The organism is Bacillus altaicus (assembly GCF_042136375.2).
GTDB lineage: Bacteria > Bacillota > Bacilli > Bacillales > Bacillaceae_G > Bacillus_A > Bacillus_A cereus_U.
Genome location: NZ_CM143394.1, coordinates 3,252,515 through 3,269,229 on the forward strand (window position 1 = coordinate 3,252,515; position 16,715 = coordinate 3,269,229).

Here is a 16,715-nt window from a genome sequence, read left to right on the forward strand (position 1 = left end):
ATTTTTCAATTCTTACCCATCCATCTCCTACACTATCAAACCTATGAAATCATGTTATTTCTAAAAGCGTATGTAAGAACTCATCATTACAAAAATCACATATAATAGTATAACTAAATGAGGAGCCTCTCACTAACGTTAACAAGGTATTTTCACCTGTTCGTTTATATGTATATTCTACACCTATATGAAACAGCCTACAAAAAGAATTATCACATCAATCTTGTCCTATTTCTAAAATTGAAATACTCCAAACTTCATTTAAATGAGTATTTCATTGCCTTTTCTTATATTCCTCCAATCGTTGTTCCTCTACTATTTCAGTTAATCCAATTGCTGAAATTACAGTACCTATTGCCTGTATCCAAATACCTATTAGCCCTATTATACGTTGATTTTCTTTATCTATATTACTGTCTTCATTTCCCTTTTCTTCTTTTGATATATTGTGAATACCTTCATATGCTTGTAATCCTGCACCTAAACTTTGCATTGAATTCCCTAATACAATAATCCACTGTATTCCACTTATCTCATTCAATGCTACTTCTACTCCTAAAAAGGCTCCAATTGATTGCAAACTATTTCCAGTAATTATAAGGAAATCATTTCCTTTTATTTGTTCATTTAGATTAAAATACGTTCCTATTACATTAGAAATATTACCTAAAGCTAATAACTCAATCCCCGTTTTCGCTAGCGCTTTATTTTTATTATCTATAGTCACATCTTGCTTCTCACATTTATCTTCATCTTTCACATCAATAGTTGCTATAATTTGTAATATATATCCGAGGGCTTGTAATGAACTCCCTACAATAACAAGATCCGACTCAATCTTTTCTTCTCCTGCAAACCCTCTAGTTGTTCCAATAGCTGCTATAAGATTTCCTCCTACTTGAAACCATGCCCCTGTCAATTCTAAATCGCGTAGGTTCATTTCCCATCACCTATATTTAAATTTTCTAGTACATTCGAAATAAACAAATATCACCTTTAATTCATTATTTTATTTTTCATATGTAATTTTGTGCATCACATAATGTACTAATAATAAAAAAGAGCACCTTTCAGGCGCTCTTTTTGACAAGGAGTTTCTCGATGAATGTATAATTTGCAAATGCTTCCTACATAATTCAATATATACTTGTCCTTCAAAACTGTGAATATAACATTTAATACTTATCTGAACATTAAGTGCATACCGGGCATGTCAATGAATCTCCGTTTTTATCTATTGATATATTTAATATATAATGAATTGCTTTATGTGACCAAATTTCAGGTGTAGGAGATTCTTTTACATATTGAGGTGCACATAAATGAAGCATTGGAGTGCTAATACTTCCACCTGGATCTAAAGCAACTACGGCCATGCCATTTGGCAGTTCCATTGCCATAGATTGTGTGATACCTTCAATAGCAAACTTCGAAGCACAATATGGCGCAAGTTCAGCCTCGCCTTCTCTTCCCCAACTAGAGCTCATATTAATAATAATTCCTTCTTTCCTAGCTATCATCGCCGGGACGAACGCCCTAATAACATTTACTACCCCGTTCACATTTACATTCATTACACTTTCAAATTCTTGAGCGGTAACTTTCCATAGCGGTGCATTTTGATTAACAATCGATGCATTATTTATTAACATATCGGGAGCCCTATACCTATTAAGAATCCGACTTGCCCATTTACTAACTTGGTGATGATTTGAAACATCAATTATTTGAAAATCATGTGAAGCACCGTAATATTTATTAAGCTCTTCAATTTTATTTTTTGAGCGTCCACACCCTGCTATTTTCCATCCCAATTCATGAAACCTATCAGCCATTGCACGTCCTAATCCTTGCGTTACTCCAGTAATAATTACAAGTTTCCCAATGTCGTTTCGCTCCAACTGCATCTCCTCCTTTCAATTAATATTACTCTTTTTATTCTTATTCAACTTCTCACTTAAGTATCAATTCATTTCATACTTTAGAAGTATTTTTAATATTACATATTAACAAGCAAAAAGAGTAACCATAATAGTTACTCTTTTTGTTTGTATCTTTATTATTTTTAAATTGTATCTTCTTTTTCCTACATTTCTCACATCGATAAATACAGGCTACATCTTAATGAAAGTATATTTATGTTTACGGTTTGATTTATCCAAATACTTTTCAACTTAACAGAGCCCACCTCTATCAATAAATTTCCACCTAGTCTTATAGCATACTTTTATTTAAATTCTCAATCTCATTTTGCAACTTTTTAAATTGCTCAAAATGCATTGTTATAGATTGAATACTATTCCTTTCAACATTTTGCTTCACTAATAAAACGCCTGTATCGTGAAAAATCGCTTCAAGTTCTTTCCTTATAGATACTTTCGTAATATATGCGGTTTTAATTGCCGATAAAATTGCTATTTCATTAAACTTTAATTTGATTTCATTAGGACAAAATGCTTTTTCGATCAATGTAACATCATTACTATAAATAAAAGCAACAAGTTTACTTGATTCTGCATCTGTTAAATCCACTGTTTTTATAACATCATCCATTACATTTCGCCTCCTTTAATTCCGTATATATTAATTATACAAATTTATTCTTTTTAAAATTCAACTCTTCGTTAATTTTAACATACTTTTTGCTCGATTGATTAAACAAAGCTTCAAACATTTTTCTATTCCGGAATATTTGTCAAATGAACCAATTAGACTATACCTTCATATAGTAATGCAAACAATTACTTATAAAGTAGGTGAAAATTATGCCCTCAGTTGTAGGGAATTTAGTTGTACAAAATAGTAACGGATCTTTCAACTTAGGTGATTTCTACAACGTTTCTCCAAAAGAGAATACGAAAGCTTATAACGGATCTGGCGCATCTAACGTTGGTTTCGTAGTGAACACTTTTAGTGGGGTTAGCGCGACTAATACATTTGATTCTGATCTAGCAGATCAAAACCAAGTTGGTACGGCCTAACCAGATCTGTAATCATCTTTGTATAACATTTTAAAATTTGTCTATACTATACTCAGGCTGATACACAGCTATCGTCGATTTTTTGAGTGCCAATCTTTTTCTCCCTTTCCCTGGGACTAAGCAGCTAGCTTGCATCTAGCTGCTTTTTCATTTAGTTCTTCCCCTCTTCAAAAAAACTAGGCTTTTACAGGCAGCCTGACTCACAGCCGAATTTTGAGGTGTAAATCTAACTGCCCGCAAATAGCTGGATAAATTACAGAAGCTAAACTTCAAAATTCAGCTTCTTTTAAGTTACATCAATTATGTCCCTTGCAGCAAATATATATGTTTTATAAAATGCATCTGTACATTTTACAATTTGTTGCATTGGATTTATATGAACCACTGTCATATAACTCGTAAGTATATATCCTTCTTCAAAATAGGTCACTAACATCTCTTTTTCAGACAATAATGAAGTTAATAATTTGTCTGAAATGCTTTCTTTCGCTTCATTCGTTATTAGCGGCCTTTGGACTTTTAATTTCTCTCCAATAATTTTTCTCATACTTAATAATTGTTCCGACATTACTGTAAATGGAACCCACTCTCTTCCTTTTTCCTGTATCTTTACATAATTCATTTTCTTTACTCCTCAATTTTCTATATCTATCCATTCAGAAATTTCACTTCTAAATACACTTTATCCATCTCTTATTTATATGTATCGTAGCTTTCCAATTCAAAACTATTTATGAATTTGTAGAAATCCCGACCCTGAAGGAACGTTTGTTCTAATTATACACGAACGAACGTTCTTTCGGAAGTGCAACGTGTAAATTTTTCAAACAAAATGCAACTTTAATCTATGAAATTTATTCATATCTTTAAATTATGTCCTCTATTCAATTTCTAAGAAAATATATTTAGTTTATATTTAACAAAATTAATTAACTAAAACATTATCATTTCAACATTTTGCGAAGTAATTACTTATTCCTTTTTATTTACACCAAAATTTTCTATTGTAATTCTTAATATTTAAATGTAATATTGTATTGTCTTACTATCTATTTATAACTCACACACTAACGAGAAAAGGGAACTCTATATGAGTTCCCTTTTCTATTTAAAATTAAAAAACAGAAATATAGCACTATGCTAAATCTCTGTTTTTCTTCTAAACTTTACTTCTCATCTGAAAATTTAAATGTATCTTTAAATTCATTATCTGTCACTTTAATATCCGCTTCTTTCAATAGATCATTGATTACTTGTTGTTTCCATTTACCTGTCGCATCTTGTAGTCTTTGTTGTTCTAAATCTTTTCGAATCGAATCTTTCACTTCATCAAATGGTTTCAATTCTTTTTTATCCGTCACTTTTATTATATGATAACCATAAGATGTTTTTATTGGCTCACTTACTTGTCCTGCATCTAATTTATACGCAGCTTCCTCAAATTCTTTCACGGTTTGACCAGGAGCAAAACCAGCTATTTCTCCGCCCTGTTCCTTTGAACCAGTATCTTCCGAATATTGTTTCGCTAAAGCAGTAAAATCTTCACCATTATTTATTTTCTCTTTTACTTCTTTCGCAGTTTTTTCATCTTTCACTAAAATGTGACTTACCTTCATTTCTGGTTTATGGTTATCTTTCACATCTTTATCTGTGACAGTCGCTCTAATCGCTTTCTCAAGTGCAATTTCCGGCTTCATTTTCTCTTTTAATTCATCTTCATTTTTTAATCCTACTTGCTCTAAAGCAACTTTAAACTTGTCACCCATTTGTTCCTTCGCTGCTTCTACTTGTTTTTTAGCTTCTTCATCTGAAACTTCATATTTATCTAGCAATGCCTTATTTAACATCATTTGAGATAAAGTACTTTTTCCATATGTTTGCCTTAATTCTTTACTAAACTCTTTCTCTGTCACGTTTCCTACTTTTGATGTTGCAACATTTTCTGAGGAACCACACGCAGACAATGTTAGCGCCACACATGTAATAATAGTTCCCATAAATAGCTTTTTCTTTTTCAATTCAAATACCTCACTTTGATAAATGTATATTAGGAACTATACAGCGCTATTGTGAAATTAATGTGTTTTCCGCAAGTATTTCTCTTCATGCCAGAGACAAGCTTTATTAAATAAAAAAGTCGGCATAAAGCCGACTTTTTAACATCATTTAATCTGCACATGTTCTTCTTTGATCCATTTGTTCCCACCTATATCTATATATCCATCTTGATGATTCCAAATACGATAAGGGACCTTCCCATCGACCGCACCTGTATCATTCCCGTTTGGTCCATCGTACGTTCTAATTTCATATCCAGGTGTGTATTTTGAATATGCATAAAACCATTGTACATTAAAATGTTCTAACTTGGCCCACTGTTGTTCACCACCTAAACAAATCATATCTTTTTCGCCACCTCCCCAATAACCTTTATAGATTAAATATGGGATTTTTTTCGTAAGTCTTCCCGTAAACTGTGGATTCGCAGGATTTTCATATAAATTAATACCGTATCCATCATCATATTTTGAAACTGCAATGCCAATTCCATTTGGTTGCTTACTATCTCCAATACTAGATTGATTTGTTTGATTTGAACCTATAAACCAAGAAAGATTTTTATTCCCAATTAATTGATTTAAATCACATTTTCCAATGCCAGGAACATTTCCTGAATCAGTATATTGCCAAATATCACAAGGATATGCTGGTTTATTCCCTCCGTAACGAGGAATCCAAATAAAATCAGCATCAATATTGCGAGCTCCAAATGATACATACGTGTGATGTCCTACATATAAACCAATTTTTTTTGCACCTAATCGGCGTAATTCATCAATAAATGCTTGAGTCCCGCCTTGCATATCTACCATTGTTTGAACTTCTACATCTGCCACCCAAAATTTAGCGTTTTTATCGCCACGATTCCAAAAATCTTGCGCTTCTTTTTTTGCATCTGAAATAGATATAAAACGGCAAAATGCATAATTCCCAAATGGGATACTACGTTTCTTCATTTCTTTCACATAACCTTGATACATAAAATCGACCGTATTCGAACCATCTTGAACTCTAGCAATAACTAAATCTAGCTGAGACGCTGCAATATCCCAATTAATATTTCCATTCCATTTTGAAATATCTACAATATAGCCCATTACTAATCAACTCCTTTTTATTATCTTATTCAAAGCTTGTTTTATTGCTAGACCCATACGCCTAATACAAACTCTCTATTAGATAAATAAATATAATCTCATCGTTTTTTCAAAATATATAGCCAATCTAGAATATTTTTCTTTATATTAAAAAGATAACTTTAACTTTCTTACTATAAATATCGGGATAAAACTATAAATAATGTGCATACTATATATAAGCAATTTTTGCTTATACTCATGAATGACCTCCAAGATTTTTCAATCTCCCTGTAAAAAGGCAGCTAAAAAAGCTGCCTTTTTACAATTTATTATATAGAGACAAGTTAATTACCGCTTATTCCCTCATATTCGTCTGTTTTTAAGCTTTTTATAAACATGATATATATTTTTTCACAACACTATTTGGATACGTAATAGAAATTACATCAACTCATACAGTATATGTAATAATCAACTACAATAAAAATTACATATTATATTAATATGTCTTCCTAATTAAAAGGAAATAAACATATAACCTCTGTTATGTAAGGAGTTTATTTAATGAAAAAAATCCCTATCGTATTCAAAGTTCCCCCGAATTCAAAGCTAAAAGTTACATTCTATGGTCCTTGTAACGAAGTAATTACAAATGTATCTTTAATTAATCAACTACTCACGCCTACCTGCCAAACTATATCTCAATATCCAGACTTCAAGAAATATATAACTGAAGTCCGATCATTATCAAATTGTTAAGCGTATAATTTTATGATTTATCATTTCGAACAGTACGATAACAAAATAGTAAAAAGAGCCGCATCTTTCAAAAGAAACGGCTCTTTTTCATTTCACAAAAACATGACTTCATTAAAAACTAAAATAACTTATTAATTGATATTCTGTTGATATTTTGTTGATATTTCACACATATTAATGAAATGCGCATATATTATCGTATGGAGATTCTCCACTCATAAAACCTATCTTTTTTTGAGCATACTTTATTTGTATACTCCTTTTTTATTCTTTACTTAACGGCTTATCCTGTTAATATTTCCGAATATCCACCTGAACAAATATTTTATACGCTATGAATATAAGTTTAATAATTTATCTGTAGCTACATTTTCAGTATCACTTAAATCGACAAAATAATGAAGTTGCCACAATTGACTCTTTTTAGCTTGATTACTAATAGGTTTATCCCAAATCGGGTAAACCCTCATAGCCATTTTCCCTTTTTGATTTTGAGTTTTTAATATTTTTTCTTTTAGAAGAATCTCTTTTGGAAAAATAAATTGTCCTAGTTTATTATCCGCTATACAAGTGATAACTAAAAGGTTAGGAGCTGAATCATAAGAAAATGCCTGATTGCTCATGGAGGCATTCTTCTCCCAGAAAGAAACAAATTGTCCAATCTTATTAGGCGTAATTTTTGATACCCTAAATCGGATGCTTCTATTATTTAGCTGGAATACCCCTCCTGCATATTCTGAATTTTGCTTTTCTTCTTTTCGTTTAGTAATTAATAGATTATTCGGTTTGTAAATCATCTCATCTAGTTTTTCAATTATATTACTAAAATTTGTCATGTAAACGCACCTTTTTTATTTTCCAGTATACCAAGAACATTCGTTCTTGTATATTAAACTTAAACAAATGTTGGCTTTGAATAGTCTTTCAAAGATTATTTTATCTACTCCATCCATAACTTCAAATTTACTTTTATAGTATTTATTACATTACTCTTCCAATTCCTTGTATTTTTCATTATTATATTAATATATTAATAAAAAACGAGGTACATATTACATGAATCCATCCAAAATTGACTTCGGCTCCATAGAGCAACCTTTCTTCCTATTAATTTTATATCTTATCGCAATTCTTTTAACACTCTGCATTACATTTAGTATATGTCATTCCCTTTTACTAAATTTAAATGCACCGAGATGGGTAGCAAAACTGTTAGCTATCGTATTAACTCTAGGTATTGCATATCAAGTATTTATGAACTTATTTTAATATATTATCGTCTAAACAACTTTAACTAAAAGGCCCTACCAGAAGGTAGAGCCTTACAAAAAAAGAGAGTCCATAATTAGTTAAACATTTCTTTTATTTTATTGGAGATGGGAATCTTGCAGCCTCAAAATGAGCACCATCTTCTGTACTACTAATAACCCCATCTATACTACTTTGCGCAAAAATCTCGACAATATCACCCGCATGTAATTGAAGTATTGTTGAAACACTTACAACATTACCGAAATTTATCGGACCAAAAAAGTCGTTATCTATAGCAATTGCCGCATTTCCATTCACTCGAATCTCTACACGTGCTCTATAATTTAAATTTGTATCGTTCGGAAAGAAACCAATCGTCCCAATTACGGAATAAACTCCTCTAGTCTTCGGAGTAAAATCTGATGTTGCTGGGTTATATTCGTTCGCTAAATCAAATTGTTCATTTTGAAATAATACTTTAACAAAAGTATTTGCCGGAAGGTTTTGACCAACTGTATTTACAGCTCTAAAAGCAGATGCTCTTACAAGGTTATTCTCCTTATGATCGCAAGAACAGTCATCACATCTTTTACCGCACTTATTATAATAATCACTTCTTTTTTTACAGCAATCATGATTTTTCTTTTGGTAACTCTCACAATTCTTACAGTAGTAATAACAAGACATATATAGTGCTCCTTTCTACTCTATTACTGCATACTATGTATGCTAAACTTGAAAAGTTTGGACAAGTTGTTGCTATTACAAAAAATAAAAATGCTCCACCATAAGGCAGAGCGAAGAGAAAGTATAACTTTTAAAAACAAAGCACTCATGTAATATTCCGGTTATATCAGTAATACAAATTATCTAGTTTCATCAACTCGGATTTTCAGAAAAAAACTCCTCCGTGCGATTTTATTATTATTAAATAGATTATATTGTTCAGTAAGATATGTAATATTTTATATTTTATTATTTCAATATCCCTTTATTACCGGTAAGATGATAACAATCTCTTTTATCTCCTTTAAAATCAACAATCCCCTCATTCCAAATATTTTTCTACCCTCTAGAATTATTGTAAATTATTTACCTGTACAAACGTAAGATTTTTGTGTATTCTATGGACAAGGAGTAAGGTAAGAGTTACTCTTTCCTAAACTAAATCGGTAGATTCCCTTACCAGTAACCTTTCTTTACCTAAACATCATGATTTCTTTTTGCATACACCGCTGCTCTTCTTCGACTGTTTCGTTTACAATCATCAGACACTATTTAACAGTGCATCGTTCATTTATCCAGCGCTTTCAAAACAGCTTGTACACCGTTAAAATACTTCATGCACTACAAATAAATTATCCGTTCTTGTACAGGGCGAGTATAAATTTTGGAATGTCCTGATATTACATTACTTACAAAGTTTCATACCACTTATACTTTTGGAGACGGGAATCTTGCAGCTTCAAAATGCGTACTATCTTCTACATTACTAATAACTCCAGCTACGCTACTTTGTGCAAAAATCTCGACTAAATCCCCTGCAATCAATTGAAGTATTGATGAAACAGCTACAACATTAGCAAAGTTTATCGGACCAAAAAAATCATTATCTATTTCATAGACACCATTTATCAAACACTCCATGTTTCTTCACCCCTTGAATATTTTTTAAATAAAAATACATACTATTTTCAAGCCGTCGTATCCACGGCTAGTACTTCTTTCTTTTGTTACAGTAGTAAGCAGGCAGGTTCTTCACCTATCTGCTTTCTCTGTATATTTTTTTAGATATCGAAAATACTACCTACAAGCTGTTTGAACTAGCAGCTTCACTCTTCTTGTAATGGGAAAGCAATTTATCACAATTAGCTAACTCATTCAACTCACAGGCAGACAACCAAAATTGTTGTCTGCTTTTTGTATGGAATTTTTCATTTTGCATATACTACTTTTGAGCCTGTTTACCAACGCAAGCCATTTTGGTGTTTTGAATTCCGACTAAGCTTTTATGTTGCACAGATTATTACATCTTTGACAACACTGGTTAAAAGCGCGTTTTCTGGTTATTCGTAGTTCTAGTCCAGAATAATTTTCCTCCTATAAAGGACAGCAGGTACGACTGCTCGTCCTTTTTTATTGCCCCAAATACTTTTGTAACAATTCCAACGCTTCATTAATGCTCCCATTTAAATCATCAAGTTCAGCATCTTCTGGACAATCCTGCAAAATCACTACCGCTCGACTTATAACATCTTGTAACTTTTCGATATCGATAGAAGTTGTAATAATTCCCTCTTGTTCTTGCGGATCAGCTTTGCCGTAGCCATTGTGCATGGACATCAGATTTTCTAGCATCTAGCTCACCTCCTTAAAAAATGCAGGATTTTCCTTTCCATTATCGAATTAGTAATGTTTGAAAAGGGGGTGTAATATGGCAGAAATTAAAGTAGGACTTACACAATTTCTAGACTTCACACTGAAAAGTAGTGCAGCTAAAACAAACTTTGTAAAAAATCTAAAATCTCAACCGGAATACCAACCAGCTTTTGATTACTGGAAACAATTACGAGACACTGTTATTAAATTTCATCAAAACGAACTACCTTTTGAATGTTTCGAAACATTAGTGCAAACGGTTGATCAGAAGAAAAAGCAAAACTACATTGATGTCATAAAACAGTACAAAAAATTTATTAAAAACAAAGACGTCTCTTGGTTCGATCCAGGTAAATCACATTGGATATCAGATGATTTAATCGTCCGCTCATCACCTGAACTCGGTTTGCTCATTAATGATGAGCCGCATCTTATCAAACTGTTTTTCAAAGGAAAAAAAGAGCGAATTGATAAATACAACATCAACTCAACGCTGACATTATTAAACGAATCGACATTTTCAAATGAACATAACGATGTGAATTATACGGTTCTTAACATCCAAAAGAACAGAATGTATACGAATAACTCTATTAATAATGATCATTTAATAGCGCTTGAATCAGAAGCTAACCAGCTTTGTTATATATGGAATAAGATGTAAAGAGTACTATTCATCTCTTTCAATACCTTTTCCATGCATAATTTGGGCACAATTTTCACAGATCCTATCAGTTTCGTTTAATTGAAGCTCACCTTCTTGTTCCTCACGAACAATGCAGGGTGGGCGTTTTTTCGAAAATAGTTTCTTTAACCATTTCCGCATCCAAACTCACCTCCTCCGAAAGAGTGATATAATGAGCTCTTTCCACTAAATCAGCGTTAACACCCTGGCTTTTTAACCGAGGAAGAAGTTCTTCGTTTTTTAAAACATGCAAAAGAAAGCCGTTATTATATCGCTTATCTTCTTGCTATTACATGTGGAATGCGTAAAGGTGAAATCTTAGGTCTACAATGGAAAGACATTGATTTTGAGAGACGAACGTTATCTGTTAACCGTTACCTCTCTCACATTACAAAGGGATTCCATGAACTAAAAACCTCTTCAGGAAAGAGATTGCTGATTTTGCCTGACATTACTTTAATGGCACTAAATGACCATCTACAAAAAATATCTGAGGAAAAAGAGCGATATGGTGAAGGCTATAATGACTACGATTTGGTCTGCCGTTTCAGAAGTTTGACACAGCTCTGGAAAAAGCTTATAAAGAAAAGTGAGGTTCCATGATCTGAGGCATACTCGTGTAACAATTATGTTAAAACAAAGTATACATCCGAAGATTGTGCGTGAACGATTAGGGCATAGAAGAGTAGGCATCACATTGGACACCTACTCACATCGCTTACCGGGACTTCAGGAAGCTGCGGTGGATCAATTTGCAAACGAATTATTCGGAAAGAAAAAAATTTGTAGAAGTTTTCGTTTCTAGGCAAAAACACCGCCTAAATAACCCCAAATATTATAAGTGAAAAAGGAGCAACAAAACATGAGAGAAATCAAGTCTGACAAGGAATTCAAAGACATCATCGCAAGCGAGGAGCCAGTAGTTGTTAAGTTCTTTACTACATGGTGCCCAGATTGTGTACGTATGGACAACTTTATCGGAGATGTAATGGAAGAGTTCAATAAGTTTGAATGGTATTCTATTAATAAAGATGAGTTACCAAGTATTGCTGAAGAGTATCAAGTAATGGGTATTCCAAGCCTACTTGTATATCAAAATGGCGAAAAGTTAGGTCACTTACATAGTGCAAATGCAAAAACGGAAGAGCAAGTTACTGAGTTTTTAGAAGCATACTAAGAAACGAAAAACCTCTGAAAAATCATCAGAGGTTTTTTTCGTTTTCAAATTGTTCTTTGCCTTTGTCTCTCTCTGGAAAGTGAACATTATAATGCTTTCTCCTCTTCTTATTGAAGAATTTTGTTATCATTTCTTATATATTACTCACACGAGGAATTACAAAGAGTCATTTTGTGAAAAATATATAAGAAAAAAATTTTGAGAATCATTATTCTCGCCCTCTTTCCATTTGCCATAATCATCATTAATTGTTTAATAAATTTCCATTTTGTACTTTTCAACATATTTTTCCTTAACGAAACTTTGTTATCCCCTTCTTAAAAAGCTATAAAAAGTCAACAATGTTTGTATAGACCCACACGAGTTTCGTTTGATACTCTATGTATAGAAAGAAATTCCCTGTAGAAAGGCGAGTGATTAAAATGGATTCTCTTTCTCATAAAGAAGCTGATAAAGGTGCTATTGTCAGCATTATAGCCTACATATTTTTATCCTCTTTGAAAATCATCATCAGTTATATTACCCTCTCTAGCGCATTACGTGCTGATGGTTTGAATAACTTAACGGATATTGGTGCTTCTTTAGCAATATTAATTGGCCTAAAAATTTCTCGTAAGCCTCGTGACCCAGATCACCCATATGGGCATTCGCGTGCAGAACAAATCGCATCACTTGTTGCTTCCTTTATTATGGCAACGGTCGGATTAGAAGTTGTGATTAGTGCAATTCAATCGTTTTTAAGTCCGAAACAAGCTGCGCCTAATGTACTCGCTGCGTGGGTTGCTTTATTTTCTGCCGTCGTAATGTATTTCGTATATAAATATACGAAAAAGATTGCGATTCAAACAAAGAGTAAGTCGTTAGAAGCCGCTGCAAAAGATAATTTATCAGATGCTCTCGTAAGTATTGGTACAGTAATAGGTATTGTCGGAGCACAGTTCAAAATGCCTATTTTAGACCCTATTGCTGCTTTAATTGTCGGTCTTATTATTTGTAAGACTGCATGGGAAATTTTCGTAGAAGCTTCTCATATGCTAACGGATGGAATCGATCCTGAGAAAATGGATGAATATGCTGATGCTATCGAGCATATTTCAGGTGTGGAACATATTGTAGATATTCGCGCTCGTATGTATGGGAATCAAACGTATGTAGATATTACAATTGAAGTAGATGCTCGAATGGATGTTAGCGAAAGCCATTGTATTACTGACAATATTGAAGATATGCTTCGAAAGAAATTCGGAATTTACCATGCTCATATTCATGTGGAGCCCATGCAAAAAGAACCTATTTTGACATAGGTTCTTTTTTAATGAACGCCTTATGAAATATAACACATAAAACGAGCCAGCTACCGCCCGCTGCCCATCCGGCTAATATGTCAGATGGATAGTGCACGCCAAGATAAATTCGGCTAACTGAAATAGATAATACAACGAAGCTTGCTATAAAAATAATCAGCAACTTTTTATGCAATGAAATACGATCTTCTGTAATTGTGACGTATGCAATAAATCCTAAAAAAGCAGTAGCATTCATCGTATGACCGCTCGGAAAACTATATCCAGTTGCTGTAACAAGCTGCGTCACATCAGGTCGTGCTCGTTCGTACCATAGTTTGAGCATACTGTTCAAATAACGTGATCCGTAATAATTAATTGTTAGAAGTAATGCACTTAATATTTTTTTTCTAAGAAGAAAATACATTACAAGTATAATGAGTAACGGGAAATATATTCTTTTTGAACCGATAAAGGATACCCAAGTAAAATAGGTTGTCAAATAATCGTTTCGGAAACTTTGAATAAAGTGTGCGACTACATTATCAAATTTTTCAATACAAGCGGTATGATACGAAAGTGATAGTGCGACAAAACAAATGAGTAGTGTACAACTTAACAAGTATAAATGTCGATATCGTTTCACATACATAACCTCACTATGCAAAAAAATGGAGCGGTTGTTTTAGTTTTCCTCTCCATTTCTTTTTTATGCATAGTTTATTAAAAAATATAATTGTTAATTTTTTGCTGCATCGTTGGAATATCTTCGCTTGTTACTGTAAAGCGAATAACCTTCTCATCAAGATCAAGCGCTTCTGCGAATAAACCAGCCAATCCACGTGATTTTCTATCTACTTCCATAATAATTTCTAATCGGTCGTGGGCACTTGGCAAAATTAATAATTCTAATTCATCTAATTTCCCATAATACTCTCCGGAAACTGGAATAAACTCAAATTCTTGCGCGAATGGAACTTGCTTACGTAATCGATACGGTAATTCTTCGCATTCTATATGACGCGCTTTAAAACCTAATTGATTTACACTATTTAATACACTGTTCAATAGCGTATTCGGCAGCACTTGAATATAATCACGGTCACTTGGATCAATACTACGTTTAATATCAAGACCTGTATGAACCCAAACCGTTTTCATTCCAAGTGTTAATGGTGCTTCAATTGGCATTAAAAACGAAAATGGAATTTCCACTTTTTCATTTGGCCCTACAGAAAATGGATCTGTTAAACGAACTCGCTCTAAATCATACGTTGCCGTTACTTTTTTATCATCCACTTCTCTTACATATGACGTCGACAACGTTAAGTAAATGCTTTCAATTTGTTGGCTAACTGAACCTCCAGTTATATGAACCTTCCCTACTATCTCTTCTCCAACTATATACTCATCTTTTTCAAGAACAGTATCTACTTTTGCACTACCAATACCGACGCTTGCTAAAAACTTTTGAAACATGGAGTCTCCATCCTTTCTAAAGCGTAAGCTACATCTTTTTTCAAATCTTGTACATTTTCATAGTATGGCGCTTTCATTTGTAACATTCGCATTAGAATGTCGCGATTATATTCTTCCAGCACTAACTCTTCATACCAAGGTTTTTCCTTTTTTTCAGTCGATTCATAACTAGCATACAATAAAAATAATACGAAATGACCGAGCGCATAAAAATCGCTACGAAAGTGAACTTCTCGCATCAAAGCTTGTTCACCTTCATAAGTTATAGCTCGCTCATCACCTTCACCTTTCAATTTAGCCAATCCAAAATCAATAATACTAATCTGATTTTCTTTCATTAATATGTTTGGAATACGTAAATCTCGGTGAATGATGCCTTTACTATGAAAATACGAAACTATTCCTAGTACTTCATATAAAATTTCAAAAACTTCACGTTCTTCATATACTTGCCCATCCAAGAAAATATAATCTTCGAAATTTTCCCCGGGCATATACTCCATCACAAAAAAGTTCTTTTTCTCCCATATGAAATGGTCATGTAGCTTAGGAATTGACGCATGATTTAATGTTTGTAAAATCACTTTCTCTTGCTCAAATGATTTTCTACCAGACTCATATCTTTGTTTACTTTGTCTTAATTGTTTTAAGACTTTATATTTATTTATTTGTAAATCATTAACGACATATGTAACCCCATAACTGCCCATTCCAATTACTGATTCAATCTTATAACGCTCTGCAACGATTGTATTTTTTCGCAGTGGTCTATCAAATAAAGCTAGTATACGACGCCATTTCATCAGCTACTTGAAAATAAGCTACGGCTTTTACGTTTTCTTTTATAATGCTGATGCCCATAACCAGATGAACGTCGCTTATTATCGCTACTTGAATACGAGCGCCCTCTATGACGATAATCACTACTTGAATACGAACGATGTTTTTTCTTTCCTAATAAAGAATCAATAATTTTTTTGAACATCCCTTCACCTCTTGTATAAAATTTTCTCTTAATTATACCAACAATTCTTGTCTATATTTGTGACAAGTTTGTAAAGAGTAAAAAACGACGAGTTAAGCCCGCCGTTACTTTCAATCTTCCTCTTCATCAAAAACTTCATCAATCATGCATTTCTCTAATAAATACTCAAATGTAATATCTGCCAGGTCCTCAATTTCTTCTCTTTTTGGAACGTACCCTCTTTCAATTAGTCGCTCATAAAAAAACTCCGCAATCTCTTCCGTGTCAATTACGACTTCAATTTCCTTCATGAGCATCACTCCTTTATTTCTGTTTTATGAAAAAATCTCAAAATTATGTATATGAGATTAGAAAAATAGTTTTTCTTTTTTTATAAGTCATATCATGTAGGCAAAGGGCATACGATGTTAGTACAAGCTATCCAAAGGGGGAAATAATAATGGAATACCAATACGAAGTAGAGCAAACAAAAGAAGAGTTCATGCATGAAGATCAATGGGCAGACTCTCTTATTAAATGGCTTTTTATTTTTTTAATAATTGTAGGCATACCTTATACTGCATATGTTGTTGTTCAATTTATTCTCTCTTTCTAGT

The 16,715-nt window shown here is 32.9% G+C and carries 21 protein-coding genes and 4 pseudogenes; 9 read left to right on the top strand and 16 right to left on the bottom strand.

Annotated features, from left to right (window positions below):
- Positions 1-274: 274 nt before the first annotated feature.
- The 3 genes from ACE38F_RS16885 to ACE38F_RS16895 all read right to left on the bottom strand — a co-directional run bounded on the left by ACE38F_RS16885 (position 275) and on the right by ACE38F_RS16895 (position 2,553).
- Complete coding sequence (locus ACE38F_RS16885; protein WP_375369258.1) at positions 275-940, bottom strand: DUF6944 family repetitive protein; 666 nt, start codon at positions 938-940, stop codon at positions 275-277.
- Between the two features lie 253 nt (positions 941-1,193).
- Positions 1,194-1,901, bottom strand: a complete 708-nt coding sequence (locus ACE38F_RS16890) for an SDR family oxidoreductase (RefSeq protein WP_375369259.1) — start codon at positions 1,899-1,901, stop codon at positions 1,194-1,196.
- A gap of 313 nt (positions 1,902-2,214) precedes the next feature.
- Positions 2,215-2,553 (bottom strand): hypothetical protein, encoded by a 339-nt coding sequence (locus ACE38F_RS16895; protein WP_375369260.1) that lies wholly within the window; start codon positions 2,551-2,553, stop codon positions 2,215-2,217.
- 212 nt (positions 2,554-2,765) lie between these two features.
- Here ACE38F_RS16895 and gerPF point away from each other — a divergent pair, with 212 nt between their 5' ends.
- On the top strand, positions 2,766-2,981 hold the full coding sequence (gerPF, locus tag ACE38F_RS16900) for a spore germination protein GerPF (protein WP_001141569.1): 216 nt from the start codon (positions 2,766-2,768) through the stop codon (positions 2,979-2,981).
- Between the two features lie 286 nt (positions 2,982-3,267).
- Here the strand turns inward: gerPF and ACE38F_RS16905 are convergent, their stop codons facing one another.
- From ACE38F_RS16905 to ACE38F_RS16915, 3 genes and pseudogenes are all read right to left on the bottom strand, one after another.
- A complete protein-coding gene (locus tag ACE38F_RS16905; protein ID WP_215556259.1) occupies positions 3,268-3,603 on the bottom strand; it encodes a YolD-like family protein in 336 nt (111 codons plus the stop codon).
- A 544-nt stretch (positions 3,604-4,147) separates the two neighbouring features.
- Complete coding sequence (locus ACE38F_RS16910; protein WP_375369262.1) at positions 4,148-4,999, bottom strand: peptidylprolyl isomerase PrsA; 852 nt, start codon at positions 4,997-4,999, stop codon at positions 4,148-4,150.
- Between the two features lie 290 nt (positions 5,000-5,289).
- A pseudogene (locus ACE38F_RS16915) lies at positions 5,290-6,139 on the bottom strand (glycoside hydrolase family 25 protein); the annotation flags it as partial.
- 546 nt (positions 6,140-6,685) lie between these two features.
- Between ACE38F_RS16915 and ACE38F_RS16920 the strand changes: the two are divergent.
- The gene (locus ACE38F_RS16920) at positions 6,686-6,880 is read left to right on the top strand and encodes a hypothetical protein (protein ID WP_215556256.1); all 195 of its coding nucleotides are present in this window, start codon (positions 6,686-6,688) and stop codon (positions 6,878-6,880) included.
- A gap of 332 nt (positions 6,881-7,212) precedes the next feature.
- Here the strand turns inward: ACE38F_RS16920 and ACE38F_RS16925 are convergent, their stop codons facing one another.
- Complete coding sequence (locus ACE38F_RS16925) at positions 7,213-7,716, bottom strand: MepB family protein (protein ID WP_002012628.1); 504 nt, start codon at positions 7,714-7,716, stop codon at positions 7,213-7,215.
- Positions 7,717-7,936: 220 nt separating this feature from the next.
- On the opposite strand from ACE38F_RS16925, the gene ACE38F_RS16930 reads away from it, so the two are divergent.
- Positions 7,937-8,149: a hypothetical protein gene (locus tag ACE38F_RS16930; RefSeq protein ID WP_375369264.1), complete on the top strand. Its 213-nt coding sequence runs from the start codon at positions 7,937-7,939 to the stop codon at positions 8,147-8,149.
- Positions 8,150-8,242: 93 nt separating this feature from the next.
- Here ACE38F_RS16930 and ACE38F_RS16935 read toward each other — a convergent pair whose 3' ends face one another.
- The 3 genes and pseudogenes from ACE38F_RS16935 to ACE38F_RS16945 all read right to left on the bottom strand — a co-directional run bounded on the left by ACE38F_RS16935 (position 8,243) and on the right by ACE38F_RS16945 (position 10,489).
- Complete coding sequence (locus ACE38F_RS16935) at positions 8,243-8,818, bottom strand: C1q-like domain-containing protein (protein ID WP_375369265.1); 576 nt, start codon at positions 8,816-8,818, stop codon at positions 8,243-8,245.
- Between the two features lie 747 nt (positions 8,819-9,565).
- Positions 9,566-9,751, bottom strand: a pseudogene (locus tag ACE38F_RS16940) (hypothetical protein); the annotation flags it as partial.
- Between the two features lie 516 nt (positions 9,752-10,267).
- Positions 10,268-10,489, bottom strand: coding sequence for a hypothetical protein (locus tag ACE38F_RS16945; RefSeq protein ID WP_193647140.1), 222 nt, complete (start codon positions 10,487-10,489; stop codon positions 10,268-10,270).
- A 76-nt stretch (positions 10,490-10,565) separates the two neighbouring features.
- On the opposite strand from ACE38F_RS16945, the gene ACE38F_RS16950 reads away from it, so the two are divergent.
- A complete protein-coding gene (locus ACE38F_RS16950) occupies positions 10,566-11,174 on the top strand; it encodes a hypothetical protein (protein ID WP_002012636.1) in 609 nt (202 codons plus the stop codon).
- Positions 11,175-11,180: 6 nt separating this feature from the next.
- Here ACE38F_RS16950 and ACE38F_RS16955 read toward each other — a convergent pair whose 3' ends face one another.
- Positions 11,181-11,336, bottom strand: coding sequence for a hypothetical protein (locus tag ACE38F_RS16955; protein WP_002065248.1), 156 nt, complete (start codon positions 11,334-11,336; stop codon positions 11,181-11,183).
- A gap of 129 nt (positions 11,337-11,465) precedes the next feature.
- Between ACE38F_RS16955 and ACE38F_RS16960 the strand changes: the two are divergent.
- The 4 genes and pseudogenes from ACE38F_RS16960 to ACE38F_RS16975 form a co-directional block, all read left to right on the top strand.
- A pseudogene (locus tag ACE38F_RS16960) lies at positions 11,466-11,618 on the top strand (tyrosine-type recombinase/integrase); the annotation flags it as partial.
- Positions 11,619-11,627: 9 nt separating this feature from the next.
- Positions 11,628-12,000 (top strand): annotated as a pseudogene (locus ACE38F_RS16965) (site-specific integrase).
- Between the two features lie 57 nt (positions 12,001-12,057).
- Positions 12,058-12,372 (top strand): thioredoxin family protein, encoded by a 315-nt coding sequence (locus ACE38F_RS16970; RefSeq protein ID WP_025150916.1) that lies wholly within the window; start codon positions 12,058-12,060, stop codon positions 12,370-12,372.
- A gap of 422 nt (positions 12,373-12,794) precedes the next feature.
- Positions 12,795-13,676, top strand: coding sequence for a cation diffusion facilitator family transporter (locus ACE38F_RS16975; protein WP_375369267.1), 882 nt, complete (start codon positions 12,795-12,797; stop codon positions 13,674-13,676).
- Here ACE38F_RS16975 and ACE38F_RS16980 read toward each other — a convergent pair.
- The 5 genes from ACE38F_RS16980 to ACE38F_RS17000 form a co-directional block, all read right to left on the bottom strand.
- The gene (locus ACE38F_RS16980) at positions 13,663-14,301 is read right to left on the bottom strand and encodes a phosphatase PAP2 family protein (protein WP_002119104.1); all 639 of its coding nucleotides are present in this window, start codon (positions 14,299-14,301) and stop codon (positions 13,663-13,665) included. The genes ACE38F_RS16975 and ACE38F_RS16980 overlap by 14 nt on opposite strands.
- A gap of 77 nt (positions 14,302-14,378) precedes the next feature.
- The gene (locus ACE38F_RS16985; protein WP_215556249.1) at positions 14,379-15,134 is read right to left on the bottom strand and encodes a sporulation protein; all 756 of its coding nucleotides are present in this window, start codon (positions 15,132-15,134) and stop codon (positions 14,379-14,381) included.
- Positions 15,116-15,937, bottom strand: a complete 822-nt coding sequence (locus tag ACE38F_RS16990) for a serine/threonine protein kinase (RefSeq protein ID WP_215556248.1) — start codon at positions 15,935-15,937, stop codon at positions 15,116-15,118. Before ACE38F_RS16990 ends, ACE38F_RS16985 begins: the two co-directional genes overlap by 19 nt.
- Positions 15,937-16,119: a hypothetical protein gene (locus ACE38F_RS16995; protein ID WP_215556247.1), complete on the bottom strand. Its 183-nt coding sequence runs from the start codon at positions 16,117-16,119 to the stop codon at positions 15,937-15,939. The genes ACE38F_RS16990 and ACE38F_RS16995 overlap by 1 nt, the downstream gene beginning before the upstream one ends.
- A gap of 110 nt (positions 16,120-16,229) precedes the next feature.
- Positions 16,230-16,409, bottom strand: coding sequence for a YozD family protein (locus tag ACE38F_RS17000; RefSeq protein WP_002012644.1), 180 nt, complete (start codon positions 16,407-16,409; stop codon positions 16,230-16,232).
- Positions 16,410-16,558: 149 nt separating this feature from the next.
- Between ACE38F_RS17000 and ACE38F_RS17005 the strand changes: the two genes are divergently transcribed.
- A complete protein-coding gene (locus ACE38F_RS17005) occupies positions 16,559-16,714 on the top strand; it encodes a DUF3930 family protein (RefSeq protein WP_002018281.1) in 156 nt (51 codons plus the stop codon).
- Position 16,715 lies beyond the last annotated feature (1 nt).

Excerpts from the sequence above, each read along its gene's own strand:
- ACE38F_RS16885 (WP_375369258.1), bottom strand. The coding sequence starts at position 940 with ATGAACCTACGCGATTTAGAATTGACAGGGGCATGGTTTCAAGTAGGA.
- ACE38F_RS16895 (WP_375369260.1), bottom strand. The coding sequence starts at position 2,553 with ATGGATGATGTTATAAAAACAGTGGATTTAACAGATGCAGAATCAAGT.
- gerPF (WP_001141569.1), top strand. The coding sequence starts at position 2,766 with ATGCCCTCAGTTGTAGGGAATTTAGTTGTACAAAATAGTAACGGATCT.
- ACE38F_RS16905 (WP_215556259.1), bottom strand. The coding sequence starts at position 3,603 with ATGAATTATGTAAAGATACAGGAAAAAGGAAGAGAGTGGGTTCCATTT.
- ACE38F_RS16920 (WP_215556256.1), top strand. The coding sequence starts at position 6,686 with ATGAAAAAAATCCCTATCGTATTCAAAGTTCCCCCGAATTCAAAGCTA.
- ACE38F_RS16925 (WP_002012628.1), bottom strand. The coding sequence starts at position 7,716 with ATGACAAATTTTAGTAATATAATTGAAAAACTAGATGAGATGATTTAC.
- ACE38F_RS16930 (WP_375369264.1), top strand. The coding sequence starts at position 7,937 with ATGAATCCATCCAAAATTGACTTCGGCTCCATAGAGCAACCTTTCTTC.
- ACE38F_RS16935 (WP_375369265.1), bottom strand. The coding sequence starts at position 8,818 with ATGTCTTGTTATTACTACTGTAAGAATTGTGAGAGTTACCAAAAGAAA.
- ACE38F_RS16945 (WP_193647140.1), bottom strand. The coding sequence starts at position 10,489 with ATGCTAGAAAATCTGATGTCCATGCACAATGGCTACGGCAAAGCTGAT.
- ACE38F_RS16950 (WP_002012636.1), top strand. The coding sequence starts at position 10,566 with ATGGCAGAAATTAAAGTAGGACTTACACAATTTCTAGACTTCACACTG.
- ACE38F_RS16955 (WP_002065248.1), bottom strand. The coding sequence starts at position 11,336 with ATGCGGAAATGGTTAAAGAAACTATTTTCGAAAAAACGCCCACCCTGC.
- ACE38F_RS16970 (WP_025150916.1), top strand. The coding sequence starts at position 12,058 with ATGAGAGAAATCAAGTCTGACAAGGAATTCAAAGACATCATCGCAAGC.
- ACE38F_RS16975 (WP_375369267.1), top strand. The coding sequence starts at position 12,795 with ATGGATTCTCTTTCTCATAAAGAAGCTGATAAAGGTGCTATTGTCAGC.
- ACE38F_RS16985 (WP_215556249.1), bottom strand. The coding sequence starts at position 15,134 with ATGTTTCAAAAGTTTTTAGCAAGCGTCGGTATTGGTAGTGCAAAAGTA.
- ACE38F_RS16990 (WP_215556248.1), bottom strand. The coding sequence starts at position 15,937 with ATGAAATGGCGTCGTATACTAGCTTTATTTGATAGACCACTGCGAAAA.
- ACE38F_RS16995 (WP_215556247.1), bottom strand. The coding sequence starts at position 16,119 with ATGTTCAAAAAAATTATTGATTCTTTATTAGGAAAGAAAAAACATCGT.
- ACE38F_RS17000 (WP_002012644.1), bottom strand. The coding sequence starts at position 16,409 with ATGAAGGAAATTGAAGTCGTAATTGACACGGAAGAGATTGCGGAGTTT.
- ACE38F_RS17005 (WP_002018281.1), top strand. The coding sequence starts at position 16,559 with ATGGAATACCAATACGAAGTAGAGCAAACAAAAGAAGAGTTCATGCAT.